23 protein-coding genes are annotated in these 20,792 nt (G+C 48.8%); 12 read left to right on the forward strand and 11 right to left on the reverse strand.

What is annotated here, in order from left to right; genetic code table 11:
* The first annotated feature begins 38 nt into the window (after positions 1–38).
* Positions 39–761 carry a sortase-associated OmpA-like protein PdsO gene (pdsO, locus tag KU854_RS01445; protein WP_218356710.1) on the forward strand — a complete coding sequence of 241 codons (723 nt, stop codon included), beginning with the start codon at positions 39–41 and terminating at the stop codon, positions 759–761.
* A gap of 17 nt (positions 762–778) precedes the next feature.
* Positions 779–1,228, forward strand: coding sequence for a GNAT family N-acetyltransferase (locus KU854_RS01450; RefSeq protein WP_218356711.1), 450 nt, complete (start codon positions 779–781; stop codon positions 1,226–1,228).
* On the opposite strand, the gene KU854_RS01455 is transcribed toward KU854_RS01450, so the two are convergent.
* The 4 genes from KU854_RS01455 to KU854_RS01470 form a co-directional block, all read right to left on the reverse strand.
* Positions 1,188–1,715 (reverse strand): methylated-DNA--[protein]-cysteine S-methyltransferase, encoded by a 528-nt coding sequence (locus KU854_RS01455; protein WP_218356712.1) that lies wholly within the window; start codon positions 1,713–1,715, stop codon positions 1,188–1,190. The genes KU854_RS01450 and KU854_RS01455 overlap by 41 nt on opposite strands.
* Positions 1,712–2,974: an AlkA N-terminal domain-containing protein gene (locus KU854_RS01460; protein ID WP_218356713.1), complete on the reverse strand. Its 1,263-nt coding sequence runs from the start codon at positions 2,972–2,974 to the stop codon at positions 1,712–1,714. Before KU854_RS01460 ends, KU854_RS01455 begins: the two co-directional genes overlap by 4 nt.
* 396 nt (positions 2,975–3,370) lie before the next feature.
* Positions 3,371–3,793, reverse strand: a complete 423-nt coding sequence (locus tag KU854_RS01465; protein ID WP_054779714.1) for a DUF3010 family protein — start codon at positions 3,791–3,793, stop codon at positions 3,371–3,373.
* Between the two features lie 114 nt (positions 3,794–3,907).
* On the reverse strand, positions 3,908–5,062 hold the full coding sequence (locus KU854_RS01470; protein WP_218356714.1) for an HD domain-containing phosphohydrolase: 1,155 nt from the start codon (positions 5,060–5,062) through the stop codon (positions 3,908–3,910).
* Between the two features lie 446 nt (positions 5,063–5,508).
* Between KU854_RS01470 and KU854_RS01475 the strand changes: the two genes are divergently transcribed.
* Positions 5,509–6,048, forward strand: coding sequence for an NUDIX domain-containing protein (locus tag KU854_RS01475; RefSeq protein WP_218356715.1), 540 nt, complete (start codon positions 5,509–5,511; stop codon positions 6,046–6,048).
* Between the two features lie 52 nt (positions 6,049–6,100).
* Here the strand turns inward: KU854_RS01475 and KU854_RS01480 are convergent, their stop codons facing one another.
* Positions 6,101–7,003, reverse strand: a complete 903-nt coding sequence (locus tag KU854_RS01480) for a lipid A deacylase LpxR family protein (protein ID WP_218356716.1) — start codon at positions 7,001–7,003, stop codon at positions 6,101–6,103.
* A 93-nt stretch (positions 7,004–7,096) separates the two neighbouring features.
* Between KU854_RS01480 and sseA the strand changes: the two genes are divergently transcribed.
* The 3 genes from sseA to viaA all read left to right on the forward strand — a co-directional run bounded on the left by sseA (position 7,097) and on the right by viaA (position 11,307).
* Positions 7,097–7,945 carry a 3-mercaptopyruvate sulfurtransferase gene (gene sseA / locus KU854_RS01485; RefSeq protein WP_255555324.1) on the forward strand — a complete coding sequence of 283 codons (849 nt, stop codon included), beginning with the start codon at positions 7,097–7,099 and terminating at the stop codon, positions 7,943–7,945.
* 269 nt (positions 7,946–8,214) lie between these two features.
* Positions 8,215–9,849, forward strand: coding sequence for an AAA family ATPase (locus tag KU854_RS01490; RefSeq protein ID WP_218356871.1), 1,635 nt, complete (start codon positions 8,215–8,217; stop codon positions 9,847–9,849).
* 9 nt (positions 9,850–9,858) lie between these two features.
* The gene (viaA, locus tag KU854_RS01495; RefSeq protein WP_218356718.1) at positions 9,859–11,307 is read left to right on the forward strand and encodes an ATPase RavA stimulator ViaA; all 1,449 of its coding nucleotides are present in this window, start codon (positions 9,859–9,861) and stop codon (positions 11,305–11,307) included.
* A 53-nt stretch (positions 11,308–11,360) separates the two neighbouring features.
* On the opposite strand, the gene KU854_RS01500 is transcribed toward viaA, so the two are convergent.
* The 4 genes from KU854_RS01500 to KU854_RS01515 form a co-directional block, all read right to left on the reverse strand.
* Positions 11,361–11,981 carry a LysE family translocator gene (locus tag KU854_RS01500; protein WP_218356719.1) on the reverse strand — a complete coding sequence of 207 codons (621 nt, stop codon included), beginning with the start codon at positions 11,979–11,981 and terminating at the stop codon, positions 11,361–11,363.
* A gap of 136 nt (positions 11,982–12,117) precedes the next feature.
* On the reverse strand, positions 12,118–12,912 hold the full coding sequence (locus KU854_RS01505; RefSeq protein WP_218356720.1) for an ABC transporter ATP-binding protein: 795 nt from the start codon (positions 12,910–12,912) through the stop codon (positions 12,118–12,120).
* The gene (locus KU854_RS01510; protein WP_218356721.1) at positions 12,909–13,820 is read right to left on the reverse strand and encodes an ABC transporter permease; all 912 of its coding nucleotides are present in this window, start codon (positions 13,818–13,820) and stop codon (positions 12,909–12,911) included. Before KU854_RS01510 ends, KU854_RS01505 begins: the two co-directional genes overlap by 4 nt.
* An 18-nt stretch (positions 13,821–13,838) precedes the next feature.
* On the reverse strand, positions 13,839–14,807 hold the full coding sequence (locus KU854_RS01515; RefSeq protein ID WP_218356722.1) for an ABC transporter substrate binding protein: 969 nt from the start codon (positions 14,805–14,807) through the stop codon (positions 13,839–13,841).
* Between the two features lie 736 nt (positions 14,808–15,543).
* Here KU854_RS01515 and nhaD point away from each other — a divergent pair.
* From nhaD to KU854_RS01530, 3 genes are all read left to right on the forward strand, one after another.
* On the forward strand, positions 15,544–16,971 hold the full coding sequence (gene nhaD, locus KU854_RS01520) for a sodium:proton antiporter NhaD (RefSeq protein WP_218356723.1): 1,428 nt from the start codon (positions 15,544–15,546) through the stop codon (positions 16,969–16,971).
* Between the two features lie 119 nt (positions 16,972–17,090).
* Positions 17,091–17,543 carry a dCMP deaminase family protein gene (locus KU854_RS01525; RefSeq protein ID WP_054779774.1) on the forward strand — a complete coding sequence of 151 codons (453 nt, stop codon included), beginning with the start codon at positions 17,091–17,093 and terminating at the stop codon, positions 17,541–17,543.
* Positions 17,544–17,594: 51 nt separating this feature from the next.
* Positions 17,595–17,873 carry a peptidylprolyl isomerase gene (locus KU854_RS01530; RefSeq protein ID WP_218356724.1) on the forward strand — a complete coding sequence of 93 codons (279 nt, stop codon included), beginning with the start codon at positions 17,595–17,597 and terminating at the stop codon, positions 17,871–17,873.
* A gap of 76 nt (positions 17,874–17,949) precedes the next feature.
* Here KU854_RS01530 and KU854_RS01535 read toward each other — a convergent pair whose 3' ends face one another.
* Both KU854_RS01535 and KU854_RS01540 read right to left on the reverse strand, forming a co-directional pair.
* A complete protein-coding gene (locus tag KU854_RS01535; RefSeq protein WP_054780690.1) occupies positions 17,950–18,384 on the reverse strand; it encodes a DUF3069 domain-containing protein in 435 nt (144 codons plus the stop codon).
* 153 nt (positions 18,385–18,537) lie between these two features.
* Complete coding sequence (locus KU854_RS01540; RefSeq protein WP_218356725.1) at positions 18,538–18,966, reverse strand: bactofilin family protein; 429 nt, start codon at positions 18,964–18,966, stop codon at positions 18,538–18,540.
* 285 nt (positions 18,967–19,251) lie between these two features.
* Here KU854_RS01540 and KU854_RS01545 point away from each other — a divergent pair, with 285 nt between their 5' ends.
* The 3 genes from KU854_RS01545 to KU854_RS01555 are packed head-to-tail and all read left to right on the forward strand — an operon-like array spanning position 19,252 to position 20,786.
* Positions 19,252–19,890: a YceH family protein gene (locus KU854_RS01545; RefSeq protein WP_218356726.1), complete on the forward strand. Its 639-nt coding sequence runs from the start codon at positions 19,252–19,254 to the stop codon at positions 19,888–19,890.
* A gap of 10 nt (positions 19,891–19,900) precedes the next feature.
* Complete coding sequence (locus KU854_RS01550; protein WP_218356727.1) at positions 19,901–20,221, forward strand: GIY-YIG nuclease family protein; 321 nt, start codon at positions 19,901–19,903, stop codon at positions 20,219–20,221.
* Positions 20,222–20,237: 16 nt separating this feature from the next.
* Positions 20,238–20,786, forward strand: a complete 549-nt coding sequence (locus KU854_RS01555; RefSeq protein ID WP_218356728.1) for a YaeQ family protein — start codon at positions 20,238–20,240, stop codon at positions 20,784–20,786.
* Positions 20,787–20,792 lie beyond the last annotated feature (6 nt).

Raw genomic sequence — 20,792 nt, forward strand, 5'->3', positions numbered from 1 at the left:
AAACAACGAACCGCAACCGAACGGATAAGGAAATGACAATGAAAACGATGAACAAAACCTTGATTGCACTTTCCCTGGCAATGCCAATGGTATTTAACACTGCCCATGCAAACGAACAGGAAACATTTGCAGAGCGTGATCAGTCGGTAGAACTGATTGGCTTTGGTGGCGGCGCAGCGGTAGGAGCGCTGATTGGTGGCCCGGTAGGTGCTGTTGCTGGCGCAATTGTCGGTGGACTGGTGGGACAGGTTGTCAGTGTGGACAAACAAAGCAACGAGCAGGAACTCATCATTGCCGAAATGCGCGAGCAAAATAACCAACTTGAAACCTTCCGTACCCGCTACGCAGAAAATGAAGTGGAGTTGGCAACGCTGAAAGCGGAATTGAATGAGCGCTCTGTGGACTTGGATTTGGCCATGGATATTCAATTCCGAACCAACTCATCAGAAATTGAACCGCGCTTCAAACTGCAACTGGACGAAATCGCCGCCTTGATGCGCCAGCAGCCACAAATCAGCTGGGATTTGGAAGGGCATGCAGATATCCGTGGTAATGATGATTACAACCTGGCGTTATCGCAGCAACGTGTTCAGGCGGTGTTTGACTACCTCGTGAACCAGGGCGTTGATCCGATGCAACTCACGCAAACCGCGTACGGCGACCAATTGGCCACGGAGCAGCAAGGTAACCGTGAAGGCTATTTCTTTGACCGCCGTGTGAGCCTGCGATCAATGGCTTCACAAGCGACGGCAAACAATTAATAGCAGGAGAGCAGACTATGGAAATCCGTCTGGCTACCCTGGAAGATGCAGAGCGCATTAATGCGCTCTGCCACACACTTGGCTATCCCTCAACCCTGACCCAGACTGAAGCGCGGATAGAGCGGGTAATGACCCAGCCGCAAGATGCAATTTTAGTCGCAGAGCTTTGCGACTTAGTGGTTGGCTTTGTTGTAATACATACCGTAAATGTTGTGCACGATGATATGCCTTGGGGGCGGATATCTGCGCTGGTGATTGATGAGAACTTCCGCGACATGCAAATTGGCCGACAGTTGCTGGATGAGGCTGAACGTTTTCTAAAACAGCGGGGCTGTCTGCGTATTGAGGTCACAAGCCATATTACCCGCGAAGAGGCTCATGGCTTTTACCTTCACCTGGGCTACAAAATTACACCCCTACGTTTCATCAAATTGCTGGCTCAACGGGTGTTGGTGGCTGCAAGCTGAAACCTTCCGACGCCATGGCCTGCTCATGCTTCAGCAACCAGGCCTTGGCATTCAACCCGCCTGCGTAACCTGTCAGCTTTCCGTTTTTCCCAATCACTCTGTGACAAGGCACGATGATTGCGATGGGGTTTTGTCCATTCGCTGCGCCGACAGCGCGGGATGCTTTTGGCCTGCCTAGAGCCGCGGCAAGCTCCCCATAACAACGAGTTTCACCAGGGGGAATGGCCTGGAGCGCTTGCCAAACTTCACACTGGAAGTCAGTGCCGAGCATATCGAGGGGAACATCAAATGCTATCGCTTCACCGGCAAAGTAGCGATCCAGCTGAGCAATCACGGGTTCGAATGGCTCTCTTGATTCGATCTCCTCGTCCGATACAGGAATGTCGTATTTGTAATCGGGTAGGGAGAGTGACGTGAGCCCTTTGTCTGATGCTGTCAGCGTGATGGTACCCAATGGAGACGTGTAGAGATAACGGTATTGTTTCATGCTGATTCCTTATTCATGTCGGCGCTGAGCGCTATTGCGAGATAGCTTCTCCACGGTTTGGCTGCGTCACCGTAGCAATTATCCTGTGGGAGCAGCATAGCCAGATCTGTTCGACCCAAACCCCGTAACAGGGCATAGCTGTATTGTTTATCGTTCAGAATATGTGACGGTGTCACGACTGGCCATTGTTGTTGTTCAAATCTCTCGCAAACGGCTTTCCATTTTTGGGAAAATTCATTGTTATCTGAAGCATTTGCAGTGATGTTTCCCTTGTTTCCCTTGTTTCCCACGACCAGTCTTTGTAATGGCTGGGAAAGTGATTCACCGGATGCTGCGCGAAGACCTGCCTCGTACATGTCCCAGCATCCCGGTATGCGTAATCCTTGAGGCGTGTTTTCCGGCATTGCCTGTCCGATCACTTCCGGATTGGTGTCGAGATCGAGCAAATGGCGGATTCGGCTTACCACGGCATACAGATTGGCGGGGTTTTCAACCTCAATCTCTACACGGAACGCATTGCTTTCAGGGTGATGCGTTGCCGTGAAGCGCCCTTGTTGACCTAGATGGGAAAAGGTTCTGCCATAACTGGTTTCAGTCAGCCATTCTATCCCTTCGATTAGCCTTGAAGAGAGGAAAGCATGGAACGCCTGCCAGACGTAAGGCGGACGGTAACTTAATGTCAGTGTGATGGCTTCATGACTTTCGGCCGGCTTGCGACGAACCTGTGTCGGGGACAAAGACAGCTGTTGCTGGAAGCAGTCATTGAAACGCCGGATACTGTTAAAGCCAGCGGCAAAGGCGACATCCGAAATCGGCAAACGGGTTTCATGCAGCAGCTTCTTGGCAAACAGGATTTGCTGGTAAAGGGCATATTGTTTGGGCGAGCAACCCAGCGACTCAGTAAAAAGCTTGCGCAGATACCGGTCGCTCACGCCAAGTCTTTCTGCCAATGCAGGCACACTGGTTTCCTGGAGCGATCCTTCCTGAATCAGTGACAAAGCACGGCGGAAGGTGGTTTCTTTTCCGAGCCAGGCGGGTGAACCGGGTGCGCTGTCCGGACGGCAGCGAAGACAAGGCCGGAAACCCTGTGCTGACGCTTCAATGGCCGAAGCGTAATAACGGACATTTTCTTCCTTGGGCGAGGGTGCCGGGCAAATGGGTCTGCAATAAATACCCGTGGAGACAACGGCAGTAAAAAACAAACCGTCAAACCGTGCATCCCGTGACAACCGAGCTTTTTGATAGAGTGTGGTGTCCATAGCTAGGGGCTGTTGACCTTTGGTGGTTAAATTTTGTTCTAGCCATAAGCGTTTTAGGCGCGGCGAGGTGTGTGCCGCCTAGTTATTCTAAGCAAATACACCTCAACAAAGCATAAAACGCTTAGGGCAGAACCCTTCGGGCAGCGTTTGTGGGGAATTTCTGCTGCGTTATCAGCGTCTTATGTAGGCTAGCTACACATCGAAGCTTCTGCCTTGCATAAAATCCCCACAAACTGCTGCAAAAATCATCACCAAAGGTCAGCAGCCCCTAGTGTGTCCCGTTTACGTCGTCGTTATAACCATAACACTGCGGGCAATGAACACTAGCCAGAAACGGAACTGAATGGGTGTTTTCAAGAGGAAATAAAAAAGGGCTGCGGTTGCAGCCCTTGGAGATTACTTGTTCAGGTAGGCACAAGCGGTTTGGAATGCTTGTTCCTGGAATTGTTTCAGACCCACTTCTTTCAGCGATACCATTACAGGGTTACGCTTCAGTGACTCTTTCATTTCTGATGCGGTCATGATTTCGCAATCAACGCCGTCAATCAGTTGCAGCGCTGCTTCCATTTTGAAGCCAATCGCGCTGCCAGCGAATTTACCTTTCATTGGGCGTTCGCGGATAACGATTTTGTCGATTTTATAGTCTTCCATCAGCTTGGCAAATTGCTTTTGGAAGTGACGGATTTGTTCGCCGCTCGCGCCATCTGTGATGGTGAATTTGCGTGCGCGGCAGTCCGGTACGTCAAACAGGCCTTGCGTCAGTTCCAGCAGGCAGATGTTTGCTTCATTGCTTTTTAAGTCGACAGCACAAATACGCATTGTTTTAGTTCCACGTGTAAATAAGCCGCTTAGTATACGGGGCGTGGCGTGATTATTGAAGCGAATGCGGTGTGATTGACGAGATATAAAGCAATAACGGAAGCGCCTGAAAGGTTAACGAAACTCTGCAAAAGACGTTTTCAGCTTCGCTTCAGTGATACCCCGGACGATTTTAAGGTCTGGACGCTTTTTAAGATCGATGTATTCGACATCACGGAACGACGTAGTACGTGAAGAGTAGAAGAGCTTCACCGTCGGTGTCATGAGATCATCAGGGTTTTCCTGACACACCAGACCAACGCGGCCATTGCTGAGTTCGACTACTGACCCGATTGGGTAGAAGCCAATACAACGGATAAACTTCTTCAGCAGATCGGCATCGAGGTGGAAGGGCGTTAAGCCAATCATGATCTTGAATGCTTCTGAAGGTGACAGCGCGGGTTTGTACACCCGTTCAGCCGTCAGGGCATCGTATATATCGACGATACAGGACATCCGGCCGATCAAGGTCAGTTCATCACCCTTTAGGCCGTTCGGATAACCATTTCCGTCGAGCTTTTCATGATGCATCACACTGACATCGCGGCTGATTTTTGGCAGGTCAACAATGCTGTCTAGAACGGGCACTGACAGGGTCTGGTGCTCCTTCATATGAATGAATTCATCGTCCGTCAGCTTGCCTGGTTTGTTCAGGACTTCATCCCGAACCAGAATTTTTCCGATGTCATGCACCAACCCGCCAATCGCCAACTCTTCCAGCGTGACCCTGTCTAAGTCCAAAAATCGGCCGAAATTCACCAGGTGGAAAGCGACATTCATTGAGTGTTCCAGGAGATAGGCACTTTTCTCGCGAATACCGCTGATCCAAAGCACGGCGTCCCGGCGCTCAAAAATGTTGTCCACGATGTCAGCGCTGACTTCCTTTACCGGTTCAATGTCTACCGGCTTGTTTTCATAGATGTCGTTGAGCAACTTACTGAGCTGCTTTTTGGATTTATCGACGAGTTCTTTGGCGGCGCTGAATTCATCGTTTCCGCTGATGGAAGAGTGCTTGCCGACTTTGGTTTCGCGGTATTGGATATCTTCGTCAGAAGTGATTTGGTCGGCGTCGATGTAAACATAGATCACGCCTTTTTCGCGCAGGTTATCAATGGTTTCCTTGCGGCGAATAAAACCGGGTTTCTTCATCTTCGTGCGAGCGCGCAGGGATTCGATCTGCTCGACGTACATCCCTACCTCTACTTTATCGATGGCGATTTTTTGCAGCACAGAAGATTGCTCCGTTTACAGCGTCGTTGTGAGTTGTTTAACGTAAACCGGCGTTCAAAGGTAAAAGACAGCAACGGCGTACGACGCTACCGATCCTTTTTAAATATATACAAATTACGAGATTTTGGTTCGAATATGAGACGTTGCTGTCTGATTTATTGACAGTTTGCCATATATCGTTCTGTTATTTGGTCGACATCAGGTGATTGCCAGGGCGACAATTAACTGATTTCGAAGCGTTTTAATAACAAGTTGAACAGTACCGCCGGTATAAAGTGCGGTGTATTCTATTTTATACAGGCCCATGAAAACAAGCACATCAGCAGGCATTGGGAGACATTTGGCGATTTTTAGGTTTGCATGGCCAAATACTTCCGGATAAATTGCACCTCCCAGCTTTTAGCACTCATTTTGGGTGCAACGTCACTGCACAGAAAGGCCAATTCATGCAAGTACTCCATACCAGCACCCATGCATCGGTGTTGCCGCTCGAAGACAAACGCACTTTTTTCCGCCGTGCTGCAAGGGGCATTATCGTGCGGGAGCGTGATATTTTGCTGCTCTATACCGAGCGTTACCACGACTATTCACTGCCGGGTGGTGGCATTGATGAAGGCGAAGATGAGATGGCAGGCCTGATCCGTGAGTTGAGCGAAGAAACCGGTGCCCAGAACATTCGCAATATTCGCCCATTTGGCGCGTATGAAGAATTTCGTCCCTGGTACAAAGATGATTTTGACGCTGTACATATGATGTCTTACTGCTACTGGTGCGACATCGATGAAGAACTCGGTGAGCTGGCATTGGAAGACTATGAAGTCAAAAATGGTATGCGCCCGGTTTGGATCAACATTGACGATGCAATCCAACACAACAAAGAAGCACTGGCTAACAGTGACAAGCAGGGATTGTCATTGGAGCGGGAGATCTTTCTTCTTGAACGAATCGCCGCCGTGTTATCGGTGGAAAGCGAGCAGGTTGCTTAACCTAAAACAAAGGCCGGTCATCCCGGCCTTTGTTACAAGAAGCGTTGCAATATTAGTAGCGGTAAAACAGGGTTAGATTCCCGTAGGCATGGTGGTTCTTCGGTGCAGTTTCGAATTGCTTGGAATGTGCCGCAATTGAAGCAATGACACCCCAGCGCTCCTGATACCAACTGATGCCAGAAGAAATTGCAAATTGTGTGTTCTCGATGGTCAGGACATCATTCTCAACCGGCTTATCACCTTCAATGGTGATATCGTCAAAGCGGTAACGAGCTTCAACAGTCGTAAAGAAAAAGAGGCCGTTTTTACTGTGGCTCAGCATGCCCACATCAACGTGATTGCCCGGCAATACAGAGGTTGAACCAAAGCTGTTGGCAAGATCAAGACCGATTCGGTAGGTACCGCCTGCGGCAACCTCACTCTGGAAGTTTCCTCCCTGGCCGCGGCCGAAAACACTGAATTCACCCAATGCGCCACGTGAAAGTAGCTGGTGCGCTTCAAAGCCTGCTTGATATACAAATTGGTTGTTGATTTGGTAATCCCATCCCATAGGGTCTGGCGAACCTACCACAGCATGAACAATAGACTGGGCATCTTCCGCATAGGAATCCGGGCCGACTGTGCCTACCATTAAACTGCCCTTATAGGCATTGGTGTCATTTTGGTGGTAAACACGTCCCTGAAGATAAAGCAGACCCGCGTAGGCACGTTCATTTGGGTGAGGCGTCGTCCACTCAATGTCAGATGGTGTCCACATCTGCGAGCCAATTTCGACGCTGTAGCCGATGGTTGATGGATCAGATGACCATCTTGCAAACAAACCGCTAGTGTATTCGCGGTCTGTTCCCAGAACGCCGTCGTTATCGACAGACAAAGAGAGGGAAGCCGCATGAGCGGCGCCACTGAAGAGCGGTATCGAAGCCAGGGCGATACCGAAAATTCTGCGAAATAGCATAGATACCTTGTTATTCTAATTGGCAGTTTTAATACGCGGCAATGCTACCGTAATCCCGGTACTAAAACGATGTCTCAATCAATGGAGAGTGACTTGAAACAGATAAATGAGGTGTTAGTTAGCGCTGAGTGGTTAAACAATAACCTCGGTGACGAAAAACTGAAGGTGATTGATGCCAGTTGGTTCATGCCAGGCAGTGGCCGGAATGGAAAGGACGAATGGTTCAGGAAACGTATTCCCGGAGCGGTGTTCTTCGATTTCGACGGGGAAATCTGCGACCGCTCTTCACCATTACCACATATGATGCCTTCAGTAACCCAGTTTGAGCAGGCAGTAAGCCTTCTGGGTATCGGCAACGAAGACACTGTTGTCGTCTACGACAGTGCCGGCATTTTTTCAGCGCCCCGCGTTTGGTGGATGTTCAAAGCGATGGGACACAAACAAGTCGCGCTCTTGGACGGCGGTCTGCCAGCTTGGGAAGCTGCTGGATTTGCAATTAAAACGCATCAGCCAGTCACTCCCGAGAAAAGCGACTACAAGGCTTCGCTGATGGCAGAGAGAATCATCGACAGAAACGCTTTGCTTGTCGGAATCAACGAAGGCAGTGTCAACGTGGTTGATGTCAGACCGGCAGACCGTTTCGCCGGTGCTGTTGCTGAGCCTCGCCCAGGTGTTCGAAGTGGACACATGCCCGGCGCACAAAACCTGCCGTTTCCTACTTTGTTGTCTGGTGGGAAATTTAAATCAACGGATGAGCTGAAGGCGCTGGTTTCGCCAACACTGTCCGCGGAAAAACACAATGTCGCTTCATGTGGATCCGGTGTGACAGCTTGCATGTTGGCGCTCGCGGCAGAGCATGCGCTTAACCGTGTGGTGACGGTTTATGACGGTTCCTGGAGTGAATGGGGCAGTGACGAAGCCCTGCCGATAGTCAAAAGCTAAACGATCTACCTTGCCCCGCTAGCCCCGAAAGGGGCTTTTTTACATCTGTTTTTTACACAGGAATGACTGGAATTCGTGAAAGTGAAACGGGTTATTTGTTGCTCAGCATTTTCGCAAACTAAGATTTAAGGGTGGATGAGATCAAAGATAGAGTGGTATACAGGGTGTAAGTAAATATTAACGGTTACAAAATATTAACAATGTGTTATGACTGGTTTCATGTTGTTGATTGATCAGGATGGAGCAGCAACGTGACGAATCAAATTGCTATGACCACAAACAATGTTCTCTTGCCCGAGCGAATTCAAAAATTGGTAAAAGCGCTCTCTCATGGTGTCTATGAAAGAGAGAATGCTATTCGTCTTTGCCTGCTTGCTGCATTAAGTGGAGAAAGCGTGTTCCTGCTGGGGCCACCGGGGATAGCCAAAAGTTATATCGCCAAACGTCTGATCAAGGCGTTTGATGACAGCCAATTCTTTGAATATCTGATGACCCGCTTTTCCACACCTGAAGAGGTATTTGGGCCGCTTTCCATTCAGGAACTCAAAGACAACGGTAAATATGTGCGCCTTACCGAAGGTTACTTGCCTACCGCTGATGTGGTGTTTCTGGATGAAATCTGGAAAGCAGGCCCTGCGATTCTCAATACCTTGTTGACCGTAGTGAATGAGCGCGTGTTCCGAAATGGTAGCGAAGTCCTGCCTGTTCCCATGCGTCTATTGGTCACCGCGTCCAATGAACTCCCTGAACCCGACAGTGGGCTGGATGCGCTGTATGACCGCATGCTGGTTCGCATCTTCGTCAACCGTATTCAGGAAAAAGGTAACTTCCGCCGCTTGTTAATGGGCGAAGGTAAAGAGGGTGAAATCACCATCGGCAGTGATATTGCCATTAAAGCCCACGAATACAGCCAGTGGCAGCAGCAAATCGAGCATGTTGCCTTACCTGACACTGTCTTCGAGAAAATCTACGCGCTGAAAATGATGCTTGAGCGCGAAGCAGAGAAAGATGGCAACAACTTCCCGGCGGATGAGCTTTACATCTCTGACCGTCGCTGGAAAAAAGCTGTTCGCCTTCTCAAAGCCAGTGCATTTTTCAATGGCCGCAATGAAGTGAACCCGGTTGATCTTCTGTTGCTGCAAGAGTGTTTGTGGCACAGCCCAGAATCGCGCAATGTCGTGACAGACGTAATGCGCAACTTTGCCCAAAGCGTCTGTTTCAATCAGGATGAGGCGCTTTTACTGGCTAACGAAGCCAATGAAGATAGCCGGGAACTGGTACAGGAGATCCAGTCAGAGCTTGGACACAAGGTGGAAACCGAAGTGTCGATGCGCAAAGAAAAGTATTTTGTGGATTTGAGCCGAGCGAGACGCTACTCCGTCAATATGGCGAAGAACCTGATCAAATTTGTCATGCTTGATGCGAATCCTTCCGTTTCCGAAAAGGAAAAAGGCGACAGCCGTTGGGTTTACGTTGAAGCCGGTGAGTTTGAAAAGAAAATTAAAAACGGTGCATGTGAAGTCTACGGCTACGTAAACAAAAACCCCAACCTCTGCATGCTGCGCTTTGATATCGACAGCGAACGTCGCCTGATGATCAAAGACATTGCAAACCGGCCGGTCGCGGTAGCAATCGCAGGGGTAGATGACAATGATGCGGCGGCATTTGAGCAGTGGCAGGCGCGTAACGAGTCGGCTATTGCTAAGATTGATGAAGCGAAGCATTTGATCCGGCTCGGCCATGCACAGCTCAGTGCGGCTTTGCCTCACCACTTTGCTAACTCAGAACTGTTGGAGTTGCTCGCCACCAGCATTACCGATACAGAGGAAGCGCTGCAGCGACAGGCGGTGAAATTTGAAAAAAGTGCATTCCGCGTGCGGATGCTGGCGGAATATTTTGCGTAAGGAGGGCAGATGCTGAGCCCTGAAAGCCTTCAACTTGGGATGATGCTGGCAGAGACTGGCATGCTGGAGCACGCCGTCACCGAAGTGATGGCGAAGCCGCAATTGCTGATGATGACCGAAGCCAGCCCGACAGCGAAAAGTGCTGTGCGCCGACACATCAGGAAATGGCGTCATTCAGTAAAACGTCGTTTGAGCAATGATTGCATTACTGAAGAACTGAAACAGGAAATTCAGCTTTATCAGGATGCAGTGAGTCTCTCGCAGCATGACTTCTACCAGCAAGCGAAAAGTATCATCAAGCAACTGGAAGGACGTTCCTCGTTCTACCTTGAAGCCCGCCGGATGCTGGAAAAGAATGTCGCCAAAGAAACGCCCATGTTTCAGGCGTATTTTTGCAACAAATGGTATGAGCATCTGGCGGCAACGATCAAAGATGTTCAGGAAAAAGAACTTGAGACCCACAAAGAGAAACTGCTCTCTGAACTCTACCAGCGCATCGAAACTTATAAGACGCTGGAAAATGTGCAAGAGAGCGGCACGATAGAAAAAGTGGGGCGCCTTTGGGATTTGGCGGCTTCAAAAGTCACCCAGACAGACATAGAACTGTTGAAAAAATTTGTGGCGTTCTTGCAGGATAACAGCGATCTGCAGGATATTGCTCAGCAACTGGGACGCATGGCGAATGAAGTGGACGATCCTTCACTGCACCGCTCGCCAGCTGAAGAACTGAAGCTGGTGGAAGAGCCGGCGGATAATGTGGCAGACGACATTGTTGGTGTGCACCAAAGCGATAACCTGGAACGCATCGTCCCTAACGAGACCATTTATCTCGCTGAACCGGCACTTGAGATCCTTTTCTACAAGCATTTCGCAGATAAACGCCTGTTGACCTACCGCATGCAGGGCATGCAACGCTCCCTCAGAAAGGTGAAGGCGTTTAAACCTGCCTGCAAACAGGTAGATGTAGAAAAAGGGCCATTTCTGATCTGTGTTGATGCATCTGGATCCATGAACGGCTTTCCAGAGCAGTGTGCTAAAGCCATGGCGTACGCCCTGATGCAAATCGCCATCAAAGAAGATCGTGATTGTTCTGTGATGATCTTTTCGACGGATCACATCACCTATGAATTGACAGGTGAAGATGGTCTGAAAGAAGCGCTGAATTTCTTATCCTATTCTTTCCACGGGGGTACAGATTTAGCGCCAGTGCTACAGCACTCTATCGACCTTATGGGTACCGACAAATACCGCAATGCAGATTTGGTCGTGATTTCCGACTTTATCGCGCCTGAACAACCCAAAGATGTGCAGGATAAAGTGGAAACATTGAAAGCACAGCACAACCGCTTTCATGCTGTTAACTTGTCAAAATACGGCAACCCAAAACTGATGAGCATGTTTGACCATGTCTGGGATTATCACCCCTCACTGATGGGGCGGTTGTTGAAAAGGTTTTAACTGATAGCAAGAAAAGTCTAAGCCCCGGAATCTACGGGGCTTTTTTGTTTAGATCAGTTGCTGCGATCAGATAGTGCCAGCTTCAAACCCAATGCTGCAAAACTTCCAGCGAAGAGCTTTTGTAATCCCACGGTCAATCGTTCGGAATTAATAACATGGTCACGCACTAATGCGGCCAGGGCACCATAGATAAGAAACACGACAAACGTCATTGCCATAAAAATGCTGCCCAGCAACAGCATGTTGGAGGTTGGGGAAGTGGCTTGGGCTGGCACAAACTGCGGAAGAAATGCCATAAAAAAGATAGTCAATTTAGGGTTCAGCACGTTCATCAAACAGCCTTTAACCGCAACGCTGACCATGCTCATGGGTTCTTTTTCTTCGCTCAGAGACAGTGCGCTGCTTGAGCGCCACATCGACCACGCAAGATAGAGCAAATATGCCACACCTGCGTATTTAACAACCTGAAAGGCAATCGCACTGGTATGAAGGATAATGGCAAGGCCTGTGATACTGGCAAGCATGGAAGGGACTATGCCGAAAGTACAGCCTAATGACGCCCATACTGTGGCGCGTGAGCCGAGAAACAGCCCAGTCGACACGGTATAAAGTACACCGGTTCCCGGTATCAGCACCACGACCAGTGAAGTGATCAAAAACTCGACGCTAACCATAACGGCATCCTTCCTTTTGTTTAATCCTCAAACCTTTTCACCATAACGTGTTCAAGCTGTGGGCGCTTGTAGAAAGAGTGATATTGCGGAAAAAAGAAAGGCGGCAATGTCTGCCGCCTGTTTTAACCTTGGTTGGTTAGCTTAAGAGTAAGCTGTCGTCAGCCAGTTCTTCACCTCGAACCTTGCTGAACATTTCCAGCAGTTGTGGAACGCCCATATTGGCACGTTGTTCACCCGCAACATCCAGAACGATTTCGCCTTGGTGAAGCATTACAGTGCGGTCACCGCAGGCGAGGGCATCTTTCATCGAGTGAGTGACCATCAATGCGGTTAGGCCAAATTCGGTGATAACGCGCTTGGTCAAATCGATCACAAACGCGGCCATGCGAGGGTCGAGTGCCGCTGTGTGTTCGTCCAGCAAAAGCAGCTTACTGTCTGACAGCGTTGCCATCACCAGGCTGACCGCCTGTCTTTGGCCACCTGAAAGCAAGCCTATGCTGTCGCTGAGACGGTCTTCCAATCCCAACCCGAGAATGGAAATACGCTCTTTAAAAATTTCACGGCGTTTGCTGGAAAGCGCCAGACTCCAACCGCGCATTGAGCCGCGTTTAAACGCCAATGCGAGGTTTTCTTCGATGGTTAACGAAGCACAGGTACCGGCAAGTGGATCCTGGAACACACGTGCAGCGAGACTGGCGCGTTGGTGGACCTGCTGGCGGGTAACGTCAATACCATCTATCACCACTTTGCCACCAATCATTGGCGTCTCACCGCTGATCGCGCCCAACAGTGTAGATTTACCCGCCCCGTTTGAGCCGATGATGGTCAGGAATTGGTGCTCGGGTACTTCAAGTGAAATGCCGCGGATAGCACGGTTTTCCAGCACGGTGCCAGGGTTAAAGGTGACCTGAATATCTTTCAGTTCAATCATTTGGTCACCTCCGCCTGTTTAATTCGCTTTTTCTTCTGGTATTGCTGACGCGCTTTCGGCGCGATCAATGCCAGCGCAACAAGAAGGGCGGTTACAAGGTTCAAATCCGATGCTTCAAGGCCAAACATGCCGGAGCTAAGGGCAAAAGCCACCGCAAGGCGATAAAGCACGGAGCCAAGGATAACGGCCACCACTGCAACCCAGACCTTTCTGCCCGGTAGTAGTGTCTGGCCCAAGATAACCGCAGCCAGACCGACAACGATGGTACCGACACCAGAGGTGACGTCCGCAAAGCTGTTGGTTTGTGCAAACAAGGCGCCGGAAAATCCGACAAAGCCATTGGATAGCGCAAGGCCAAAATAGGTATAAAACGCTGTGCTTGCCCCTTGTGCTTTAACCATGCGGGCATTCACGCCGGTAGCGCGAAGGCCAAGGCCAAAGTCACTGGCAAGAAGGCGAATGACGAAAAATGCACTTAACACAACCAGAATGAAAACGACCAAAGGACGCGCATAGACAGGGTCGATACCCATGTTCTCAAATGGCGTCAATATGGTGTCTACACCCAGCAGTGCGATGTTTGGGCGTCCCATAATACGGATGTTGATAGAAAACGCCGCGATCATGGTAAGAATACTGGCAAGCAGATTCAGGATGCCACATTTCACGGTAAGGAATGCGGTGATCAAACCTGTTGCTGCGCCAGCAAAAATAGCGGCAAAAGTTGAAATCCAGGGATCAACACCCGCAACAATCAGTGTCGCGGCGACGGCAGCGCCCATTGGGAAGCTGCCGTCTACGGTCAAATCCGGAAAATCAAGAACCCGGAAAGTCAGATATACGCCCAGTGCAACCAGGCCATAAACCAGACCTACTTCCAGAGTGCCAAAAAAGGCAATTGAGGTCATGTACTGCTCCTGACAGTTTTATTTTTCTATGGTTGTTGCACGGTCAAGAAGTGACTGAGGTACTTCAATACCGAGTTTTTGTGCGGCTTTAAGGTTAATCGCAAGATCAGAGCCCACAGCCACTTTTGCAGGTAGAGAAGCTACTTCTTTACCTTCCAGCAGTGCTGCAACGTAATCAGCAGTTTGTACACCGATTTGGTAGTAATCAAAGCCCAGCGCAGCGACCGCACCGTTTGGAATATAAGAAGTTGCACCGCCAATCACCGGTTTTTTCGCCTGATTCGCAGCGCCTACCAGCGCATCGATAGCACTTGCGACAGTGTTATCGGTTGGCGCATAGATAGCATCAGCTTGAGAAGCGACGATTTGGGCTGCTGACTGTACATCGGCACTTTTCAGCGCAGTACCTTCTACAACTTTGAGGCCTTGGTTTTTCGCTGCTTCGCGCAGCAACTCAACCAGCGCGACTGCATTGGCTTCACCTGGGTTGTAAACAACGCCGATCGCAGTCATTTCTGGCAACAGTTCTTTTGCCAGCGCAACATGCTGTGCAACCGGGGAGAGGTCAGACAGACCAGTGACATTTGCGTTTGGCTTATCCATATCTTTGATAAGTTTCGCGCCAACAGGGTCAGTCACCGCGGTAAAGACCACTGGGATTGATTTCGTTGCTGCTACCAATGCCTGCGCAGAAGGGGTTGCGATACCAACCAGTACATCGGGTTTTTCGCCGACAAACTGACGGGCGATTTGGACGGCAATTGCAGGATTACCCTGTGCGGTTTGATAGGTAAAGTTGAGGTTTTTACCTTCTTCATAACCTTTTTCTTTCAGACCATCGAGCAGGCCTTGGCGGGTAGCATCCAGAGCTGGATGCTCAACGATCTGGGATACCGCAACGGTCGCGGTTTCGGCAGAAGCTGTAAAAGGGGTGCTGAAGAGCGTTGCGGCACAGCAAGCCGAAAGAATTAGTTTGGACACTTTCATATCATTCTCCCTGATGTGAGGCTATCAGACGTTATATCTGAATGTTTCGCCTAGTGTTAATCCATTGTTATATCCAAAAATCAGCGCAAAATCAGTCACTAATGTTGTGAATTAAGAGCATGTCGTAAGCCTGCGATTCGGTTTATATGCTGACAATCATGTTAAACGTATGAATAAATTAAACTTTTAACTGAGGTGGACAGTGTGGGTAAAATTTAACCTACGAACGATGAATTCTAATTATCTTCCCATTATTGGATGGTAGTGCTTAATAGAAGTTATAAAGCAGTGAATGATGCGTCACAATCCATTTACACTTATTTGATATGCTTTTTGTAAGAAAGTTTGAACTGAATGTCAGGATTCGCGTTTTTACAGTGTAAAACACCTTCTTGGTTTGATGGCTTTTTGAGCTGCAATAGCATTTTTTGCCATCAAAATGAAAGACCCACCTCCCAATTACCAATGATGAAACACAAAGATCTGACTTTAAAATCAGGTTTGTGGAACATCCCAGAAAAGCCAATAAATGACTCTGCAATCGTCTTAGTCAGCATCTATTATTGCGCATGGCATCCTCTGTATTTAACACATCACTGATACCAATAATGCTTATGTGTACAGAGAAAGGCTGTTTGAGGGGCTGAACATGGTTGAGTTGAGTGGTGGGATACGAGCTTGCTCCCTGTGACTGCGCCTCGCGAAAATTTTGTTTATATCGCTTGGAGGCACAAGGATGAAGTGTTTAATAGCGTTCGCAATGCTCTTTTCGGGCAGCGCTTTCGCCACCGTTACAGATGGGGGACGGCTGGATCTCACCCATTCTGCCGTGGGTTATATCTCCCTGATTATTTTTGCAGCAGCGTATACGCTGGTCATGCTCGAAGAGCAACTCCACCTGAGAAAATCCAAACCTGTACTTTTAGCTGCAGGCCTTATCTGGCTGATGCTTGGGTTTGTCTACACCAATGCAGGTGAAGTTGAAGTCGCCAAAACCGCGATAGAGCATAACTTACTGGAATACGCAGAGTTAATGCTTTTCCTGCTGGTGGCAATGACATATATCTCTGCGATGGAAGAACGAAGATTGTTCGATGGCCTGAAAGCGTGGATCGTCGGGAAGGGTTATGATCTCCGGCAACTGTTTTGGATCACCGGCCTTCTCTCCTTCTTTATTTCCCCTGTGGCCGACAACCTAACCACCGCACTGCTGATGTGCACAGTCGTGCTCAAAATTGGTGGTGATAATACCAAGTTTATCAACCTTGCCTGCGTCAATATCGTTGTTGCTGCCAATGCGGGTGGGGCGTTCAGTCCATTTGGTGATATCACTACCTTAATGGTCTGGCAGGCTGGCTTGGTCTCTTTCGGACAGTTTGGTGAGCTGTTTATACCTTCTGTCGTCAACTTTGTTGTGCCTGCTTTCATCATGTCCTTGTTCATTCCGAAAGACAAACCGGAAGTCGTGCAAGAATTTGTAGAGATAAAGCGTGGTGCAAAACGTATCGTCGTACTTTTCCTGCTGACCATACTCACCGCTGTAGGGTTCCACGGATTCGTTCATTTCCCACCGGTTATTGGCATGATGATGGGCCTAGCGTACCTTCAGTTTTTCGGGTTTTTCCTGCGGAAAACCTTGCCAAGATCACTGGAAAAGAAACGTGCAATGGCGCTTGCCAAGCACGATGAAGCAGCCCTGAAGCGATTGGGTTCTGTGGTGCCATTTGATGTATTTCGCCGCGTATCCCACGCCGAGTGGGACACCCTGCTTTTCTTCTACGGCGTAGTTATGTGCGTGGGCGGATTGAGCTTAATTGGATATCTGTCACTGATTTCAAACGTCATGTATATCCAGTGGGATCCTATCTGGGCAAACATTGTCGTAGGTGTGCTTTCTGCGGTGGTCGATAACATCCCCGTGATGTTTGCAGTGCTGACCATGCAACCTGACATGTCGCTGGGTAACTGGCTGCTGGTGACCTTGACAGCCGGTGTCGGCGGCAGTTTGTTGTCATTGGGTTCGGCGGCCGGTGTGGCGTTGATGGGACAGGCGAGGGGACAATATACTTTCTTCGGTCACCTTAAATGGACGCCGGTGATTATGCTAGGTTATGTGGCGTCTATTGTGGTGCATTTGACCTGGAATAGCGGCTCTTTCTCTTAAAACGCGATATTTAGGCAATACCACATATCAAAAGCGGCTTTAGCGCCGCTTTTTTGTTGAGCAAATTCCGGTAGTTCTGCAAAATAAGCCAACTTGAAACAGAACTGAATGGAATAGCGATGATCTCTAAGTGGGCAGTACGTTTTTATCAAATGGCCGAACTGGTTGGTTCGTGGAGTAAAGACCCTTCAACGCAAGTTGGCGCGGTGATCACCAAAGGCAATCGCATTGTTTCTGTCGGCTTCAACGGTTACCCGCACGGTATTTCAGACAGTGCTGATACCGATGATCGTGAAATGAAGCTGCTGAAAACCCTGCATGCGGAAGAGAATGCTATTTTGTTCGCAAAGCGTGATTTGGCAGACTGTGAAATCTGGGTCACTCATTTCCCTTGTCCGAATTGTGCGGCAAAAATCATTCAAACTGGCATCAGCCATGTACATTGCCCAGAGCAGAGTGAAGATTTCCTTTCCCGCTGGGGGGAGAAAATCAAAGTAAGCGCAGACATGTTTAAGCAGGCAGGGGTGGAAGTAAACTGGTTACCGCTTTCTGAGCTTCCACAATCTAAATAGCGTGGCTATAATCCCGCCTCTTTTGAAATACGCAGATTACAAGGTGGCACCATGGCGAACACAGCACATGCTCTTCACATTCTGGTGAAGCATAAAGAGCAAGCTGATGACATCATCGCTCAATTAAAGAAAGGCGCGAAGTTCCAGACCCTCGCAAAGAAATACTCAACCTGTCCTTCAGGTAAACGCGGTGGGGATCTGGGCGAGTTTCGACGTGGCCAGATGGTGCCTCAGTTCGACAAAATCTGCTTTACTGGCGAGATTCTGACCCCGCACTTGGTAAAAACCAAGTTCGGTTGGCATGTGGTTAAAGTGCTCTATCGCACCTAGCTAACAGTTTGAAATTAGATATAAAAAAAGAGGTGACAACGTCACCTCTTTTTTTTGTTCAAAGTAATCTAGCTGATTACTTTGCGAAGATATCGCGGAATTCACGCTTCATCGCTGGCTTCAGACGCGCTTGCTTCATTTGCTTAGCCAGGTCTTTTACACAGTTGTGCAGCAGTTTGTCCAGCAGTACGGCTTTGTACTCTTGGGTTTGCTCTTCGTCCATGTCTTCGAATTTCATGTCTTGGGTTTCTTGCATGAAATCCAGACCTGCGTAGCTTTGGCTCAGGCTAACCAGCGCGTGGAACTGCTCAAAGTTATCAAGAATGTTTTGCGCGCTCTTAGGCATGGTGTCCCAAAATTCGCGAACAGTGCTTTCTGATGCCTCATGAACAGATGCCAGCATTGCGTACAGTTCAACAGGAACCTGCTCGTATTTGATTACTTGTTGAAGCTCTGCGGAAAGGTCTTCCAGATTTACAGCTTCTGGTGCTTGAGTTGCTTGTTCAGACATCTTCTTATTCCTGATAGGTCACACCAAGCGTTGATATTCGCCATAAGGCGTAAGGCTTGGCTCAAAATCCGCATCGTATCTGGCTATGCCGCGAAGTCAACCATTGAAAGCGATCCTGATGCGCGATTGCTGATGATTACATCAACAATTTGCTTATGCAGTGGCGTGGGCTTTCTTTGAGTCCTGCGCAGGTTTAGCGGTTTGTGCTTTTTCTTCATTGATAACTTTGAGCGCGGGTTCTTCTTTGAGCTTGTTTTCACCCATCAGGCAACCGCCTTTCTCAATGGTCAGCTGTTCACTCTGGACCATGCCTTTCATCTTGCCGTTGCTAAGGATATTGACTTCTTTAGCAATGCAGGTGCCTTCAACCAAACCATTGATGGTGACATGCTCTGCATGAATGTCGCCTTTGAAATGACCTGTTGAAGAGATAACAACATTACGTGCATTTAGAATGGAGCCTTCGCCTTGGCCATCGAACTGGATATCGCCTTCTAAATCAAACTCACCGACAACGCGGCACTGTTTAGCAACCAGTGAAAGTGAAGTGTTGGTTGCTTGACGTTTACCAAACAGGCCCATGTTTAACTCCTTACTAAAACTTCTAGAGGGATGCAGCAACTTATTACGACTACATTTTTTCTTTGCGACGGATCTTAGCTGAATTTGTCGTTAGGGCGTGACAGAAAATGTTCCCGATTGAGCTAAAATCACATCGCTGCGACAGCTTTGCGGTGGTGTGTTCGATAAAACGGCGAAAAATCGGACAGTTACCGCTATCATTCCTGCAATAAAGCGTTTGAGTGGTTGCCGTTACTGACGTTGGTTGTTATAACCCGCGCTACGGGATCTTTCTGAGGTAATATCATGGCGATTGAACTAACCCCTTATGAAGCACGTGTGATTGGCTGTCTACTCGAAAAAGAAGTAACGACACCCGATCTTTATCCGCTCACTCTGAACAGTCTGACGACAGCGGCTAACCAAAAGAGTAATCGTGAGCCTGTCTATTCTCTGACTGAAGCTGAAGTGCTCGACGCGATCGAATCATTAAAATCGAAACGTCTGGTCAGCGCGCTGGAAGGTTTTGGTAGCCGTGTAACCAAATACCAGCACCGTTTCTGTAACACTGAATTTGGTTCCCTGCAGTTTTCTGAGCAGGAAAAGGGCGTGATTTGTGTGATGTTACTTCGTGGCCCTCAAACGCCGGGTGAGTTACGTACACGTACAAACCGACTGTGTGAGTTTGCTGACATGAAGCAGGTTGAATCTGTATTGGCGGCATTGGTAGAAAAAGGTCACGTTGTTCAATTGCCTCGAGAGCCAGGTAAGCGTGAAAGCCGTTATGCGCATCTGTTTGGTACAGAGCAGCCTGAAATGACAGCGCCATCTGCCGAATCTTACGACGTGGCGGATTCCTCACTGGCTGCCCGTGTTGAAGAACTAGAAAAAGAAGTCGCTGACCTTAAAGAATTGGTAAACGCCCTGATCGAACAACAGGGTTGAACAACACCCCATGACATCCCATCCATCCGGTGATGTGCCAGATACGATCCAGCCTTGGTATGTGTATTTAATCCGCACCCGTGATGACGCCCTTTACTGTGGTGTCACCACGGATGTGGCTCGCCGTTTTTCGGAACATCAAGACAATGGCACAAAAACTGCTAAGTACTTGAGGGGAAAACAGCCACTGACGCTTGCTTGGAGTTTTCAGGCGGCATCGAAGCAACAAGCGATGTCGTTGGAGTGGAAAATCAAGCGGCTGACAAAGCGGGACAAAGAGCGTCTTTGCAATGACAGTGACCGTATCACGGTCTTGTTAAACGATAATTAGAATATTAGGAACTACCATGGCACTTAAAGCTACGGTGTATAAAGCCACCATTAACGTTGCCGATATGTCGAGAGGTGTTTACCTCGACCATTCAGTAACGCTGGCACAGCACCCATCTGAAACTGAGAAGCGTCTGATGCTGCGCCTGTTAGCATGGACCATGTATGCAGATGAGCGTTTGCAATTCACAAAAGGCCTATGTGTAGACTCAGAGCCAGAGCTGTGGATTAAAAACTACAGCGATGAAATCGAACTTTGGGTGGAGCTTGGCCTGCCGGATGAAAAACGCCTCAAAAAAGCGTGTACTCAGGCAAAAGAAGTTGTGCTGTTTACGTATGACGATCATGCTGCGGCCGTATGGAAGTCACAGCTGTTGAACAAGCTGCACCCGTTTAAAAACCTGACTGTGATTAATATCCAGGATGAGATTTTAGACGCAGCAGCGTCTGCACTAAGCCGCACGATGAACATTCAGGCAACCATTGAAGATGGACAGATCTGGTTCTCGGTGGGTGAGAAAGTGATCTCTGTGCTTCCGGAAACCTGGAAGACTGCCACAGTGTAACCAGAA

The organism is Enterovibrio paralichthyis (assembly GCF_019209835.1).
Lineage (GTDB): Bacteria > Pseudomonadota > Gammaproteobacteria > Enterobacterales > Vibrionaceae > Enterovibrio > Enterovibrio paralichthyis.

What these genes read in the sequence shown, in the direction of transcription:
- KU854_RS01530 (WP_218356724.1), top strand. Translation starts at nt 17,595, where the DNA reads ATGGCGAACACAGCACATGCTCTTCACATTCTGGTGAAGCATAAAGAG.
- KU854_RS01455 (WP_218356712.1), bottom strand. Translation starts at nt 1,715, where the DNA reads ATGAAACAATACCGTTATCTCTACACGTCTCCATTGGGTACCATCACG.
- KU854_RS01550 (WP_218356727.1), top strand. Translation starts at nt 19,901, where the DNA reads ATGACATCCCATCCATCCGGTGATGTGCCAGATACGATCCAGCCTTGG.
- pdsO (WP_218356710.1), top strand. Translation starts at nt 39, where the DNA reads ATGAAAACGATGAACAAAACCTTGATTGCACTTTCCCTGGCAATGCCA.
- KU854_RS01460 (WP_218356713.1), bottom strand. Translation starts at nt 2,974, where the DNA reads ATGGACACCACACTCTATCAAAAAGCTCGGTTGTCACGGGATGCACGG.
- KU854_RS01505 (WP_218356720.1), bottom strand. Translation starts at nt 12,912, where the DNA reads ATGATTGAACTGAAAGATATTCAGGTCACCTTTAACCCTGGCACCGTG.
- KU854_RS01545 (WP_218356726.1), top strand. Translation starts at nt 19,252, where the DNA reads ATGGCGATTGAACTAACCCCTTATGAAGCACGTGTGATTGGCTGTCTA.
- KU854_RS01510 (WP_218356721.1), bottom strand. Translation starts at nt 13,820, where the DNA reads ATGACCTCAATTGCCTTTTTTGGCACTCTGGAAGTAGGTCTGGTTTAT.
- viaA (WP_218356718.1), top strand. Translation starts at nt 9,859, where the DNA reads ATGCTGAGCCCTGAAAGCCTTCAACTTGGGATGATGCTGGCAGAGACT.
- KU854_RS01540 (WP_218356725.1), bottom strand. Translation starts at nt 18,966, where the DNA reads ATGGGCCTGTTTGGTAAACGTCAAGCAACCAACACTTCACTTTCACTG.
- KU854_RS01490 (WP_218356871.1), top strand. Translation starts at nt 8,215, where the DNA reads ATGACCACAAACAATGTTCTCTTGCCCGAGCGAATTCAAAAATTGGTA.
- KU854_RS01515 (WP_218356722.1), bottom strand. Translation starts at nt 14,807, where the DNA reads ATGAAAGTGTCCAAACTAATTCTTTCGGCTTGCTGTGCCGCAACGCTC.
- KU854_RS01555 (WP_218356728.1), top strand. Translation starts at nt 20,238, where the DNA reads ATGGCACTTAAAGCTACGGTGTATAAAGCCACCATTAACGTTGCCGAT.
- nhaD (WP_218356723.1), top strand. Translation starts at nt 15,544, where the DNA reads ATGAAGTGTTTAATAGCGTTCGCAATGCTCTTTTCGGGCAGCGCTTTC.
- KU854_RS01535 (WP_054780690.1), bottom strand. Translation starts at nt 18,384, where the DNA reads ATGTCTGAACAAGCAACTCAAGCACCAGAAGCTGTAAATCTGGAAGAC.
- KU854_RS01450 (WP_218356711.1), top strand. Translation starts at nt 779, where the DNA reads ATGGAAATCCGTCTGGCTACCCTGGAAGATGCAGAGCGCATTAATGCG.
- KU854_RS01525 (WP_054779774.1), top strand. Translation starts at nt 17,091, where the DNA reads ATGATCTCTAAGTGGGCAGTACGTTTTTATCAAATGGCCGAACTGGTT.
- KU854_RS01465 (WP_054779714.1), bottom strand. Translation starts at nt 3,793, where the DNA reads ATGCGTATTTGTGCTGTCGACTTAAAAAGCAATGAAGCAAACATCTGC.
- KU854_RS01475 (WP_218356715.1), top strand. Translation starts at nt 5,509, where the DNA reads ATGCAAGTACTCCATACCAGCACCCATGCATCGGTGTTGCCGCTCGAA.
- KU854_RS01500 (WP_218356719.1), bottom strand. Translation starts at nt 11,981, where the DNA reads ATGGTTAGCGTCGAGTTTTTGATCACTTCACTGGTCGTGGTGCTGATA.
- KU854_RS01480 (WP_218356716.1), bottom strand. Translation starts at nt 7,003, where the DNA reads ATGCTATTTCGCAGAATTTTCGGTATCGCCCTGGCTTCGATACCGCTC.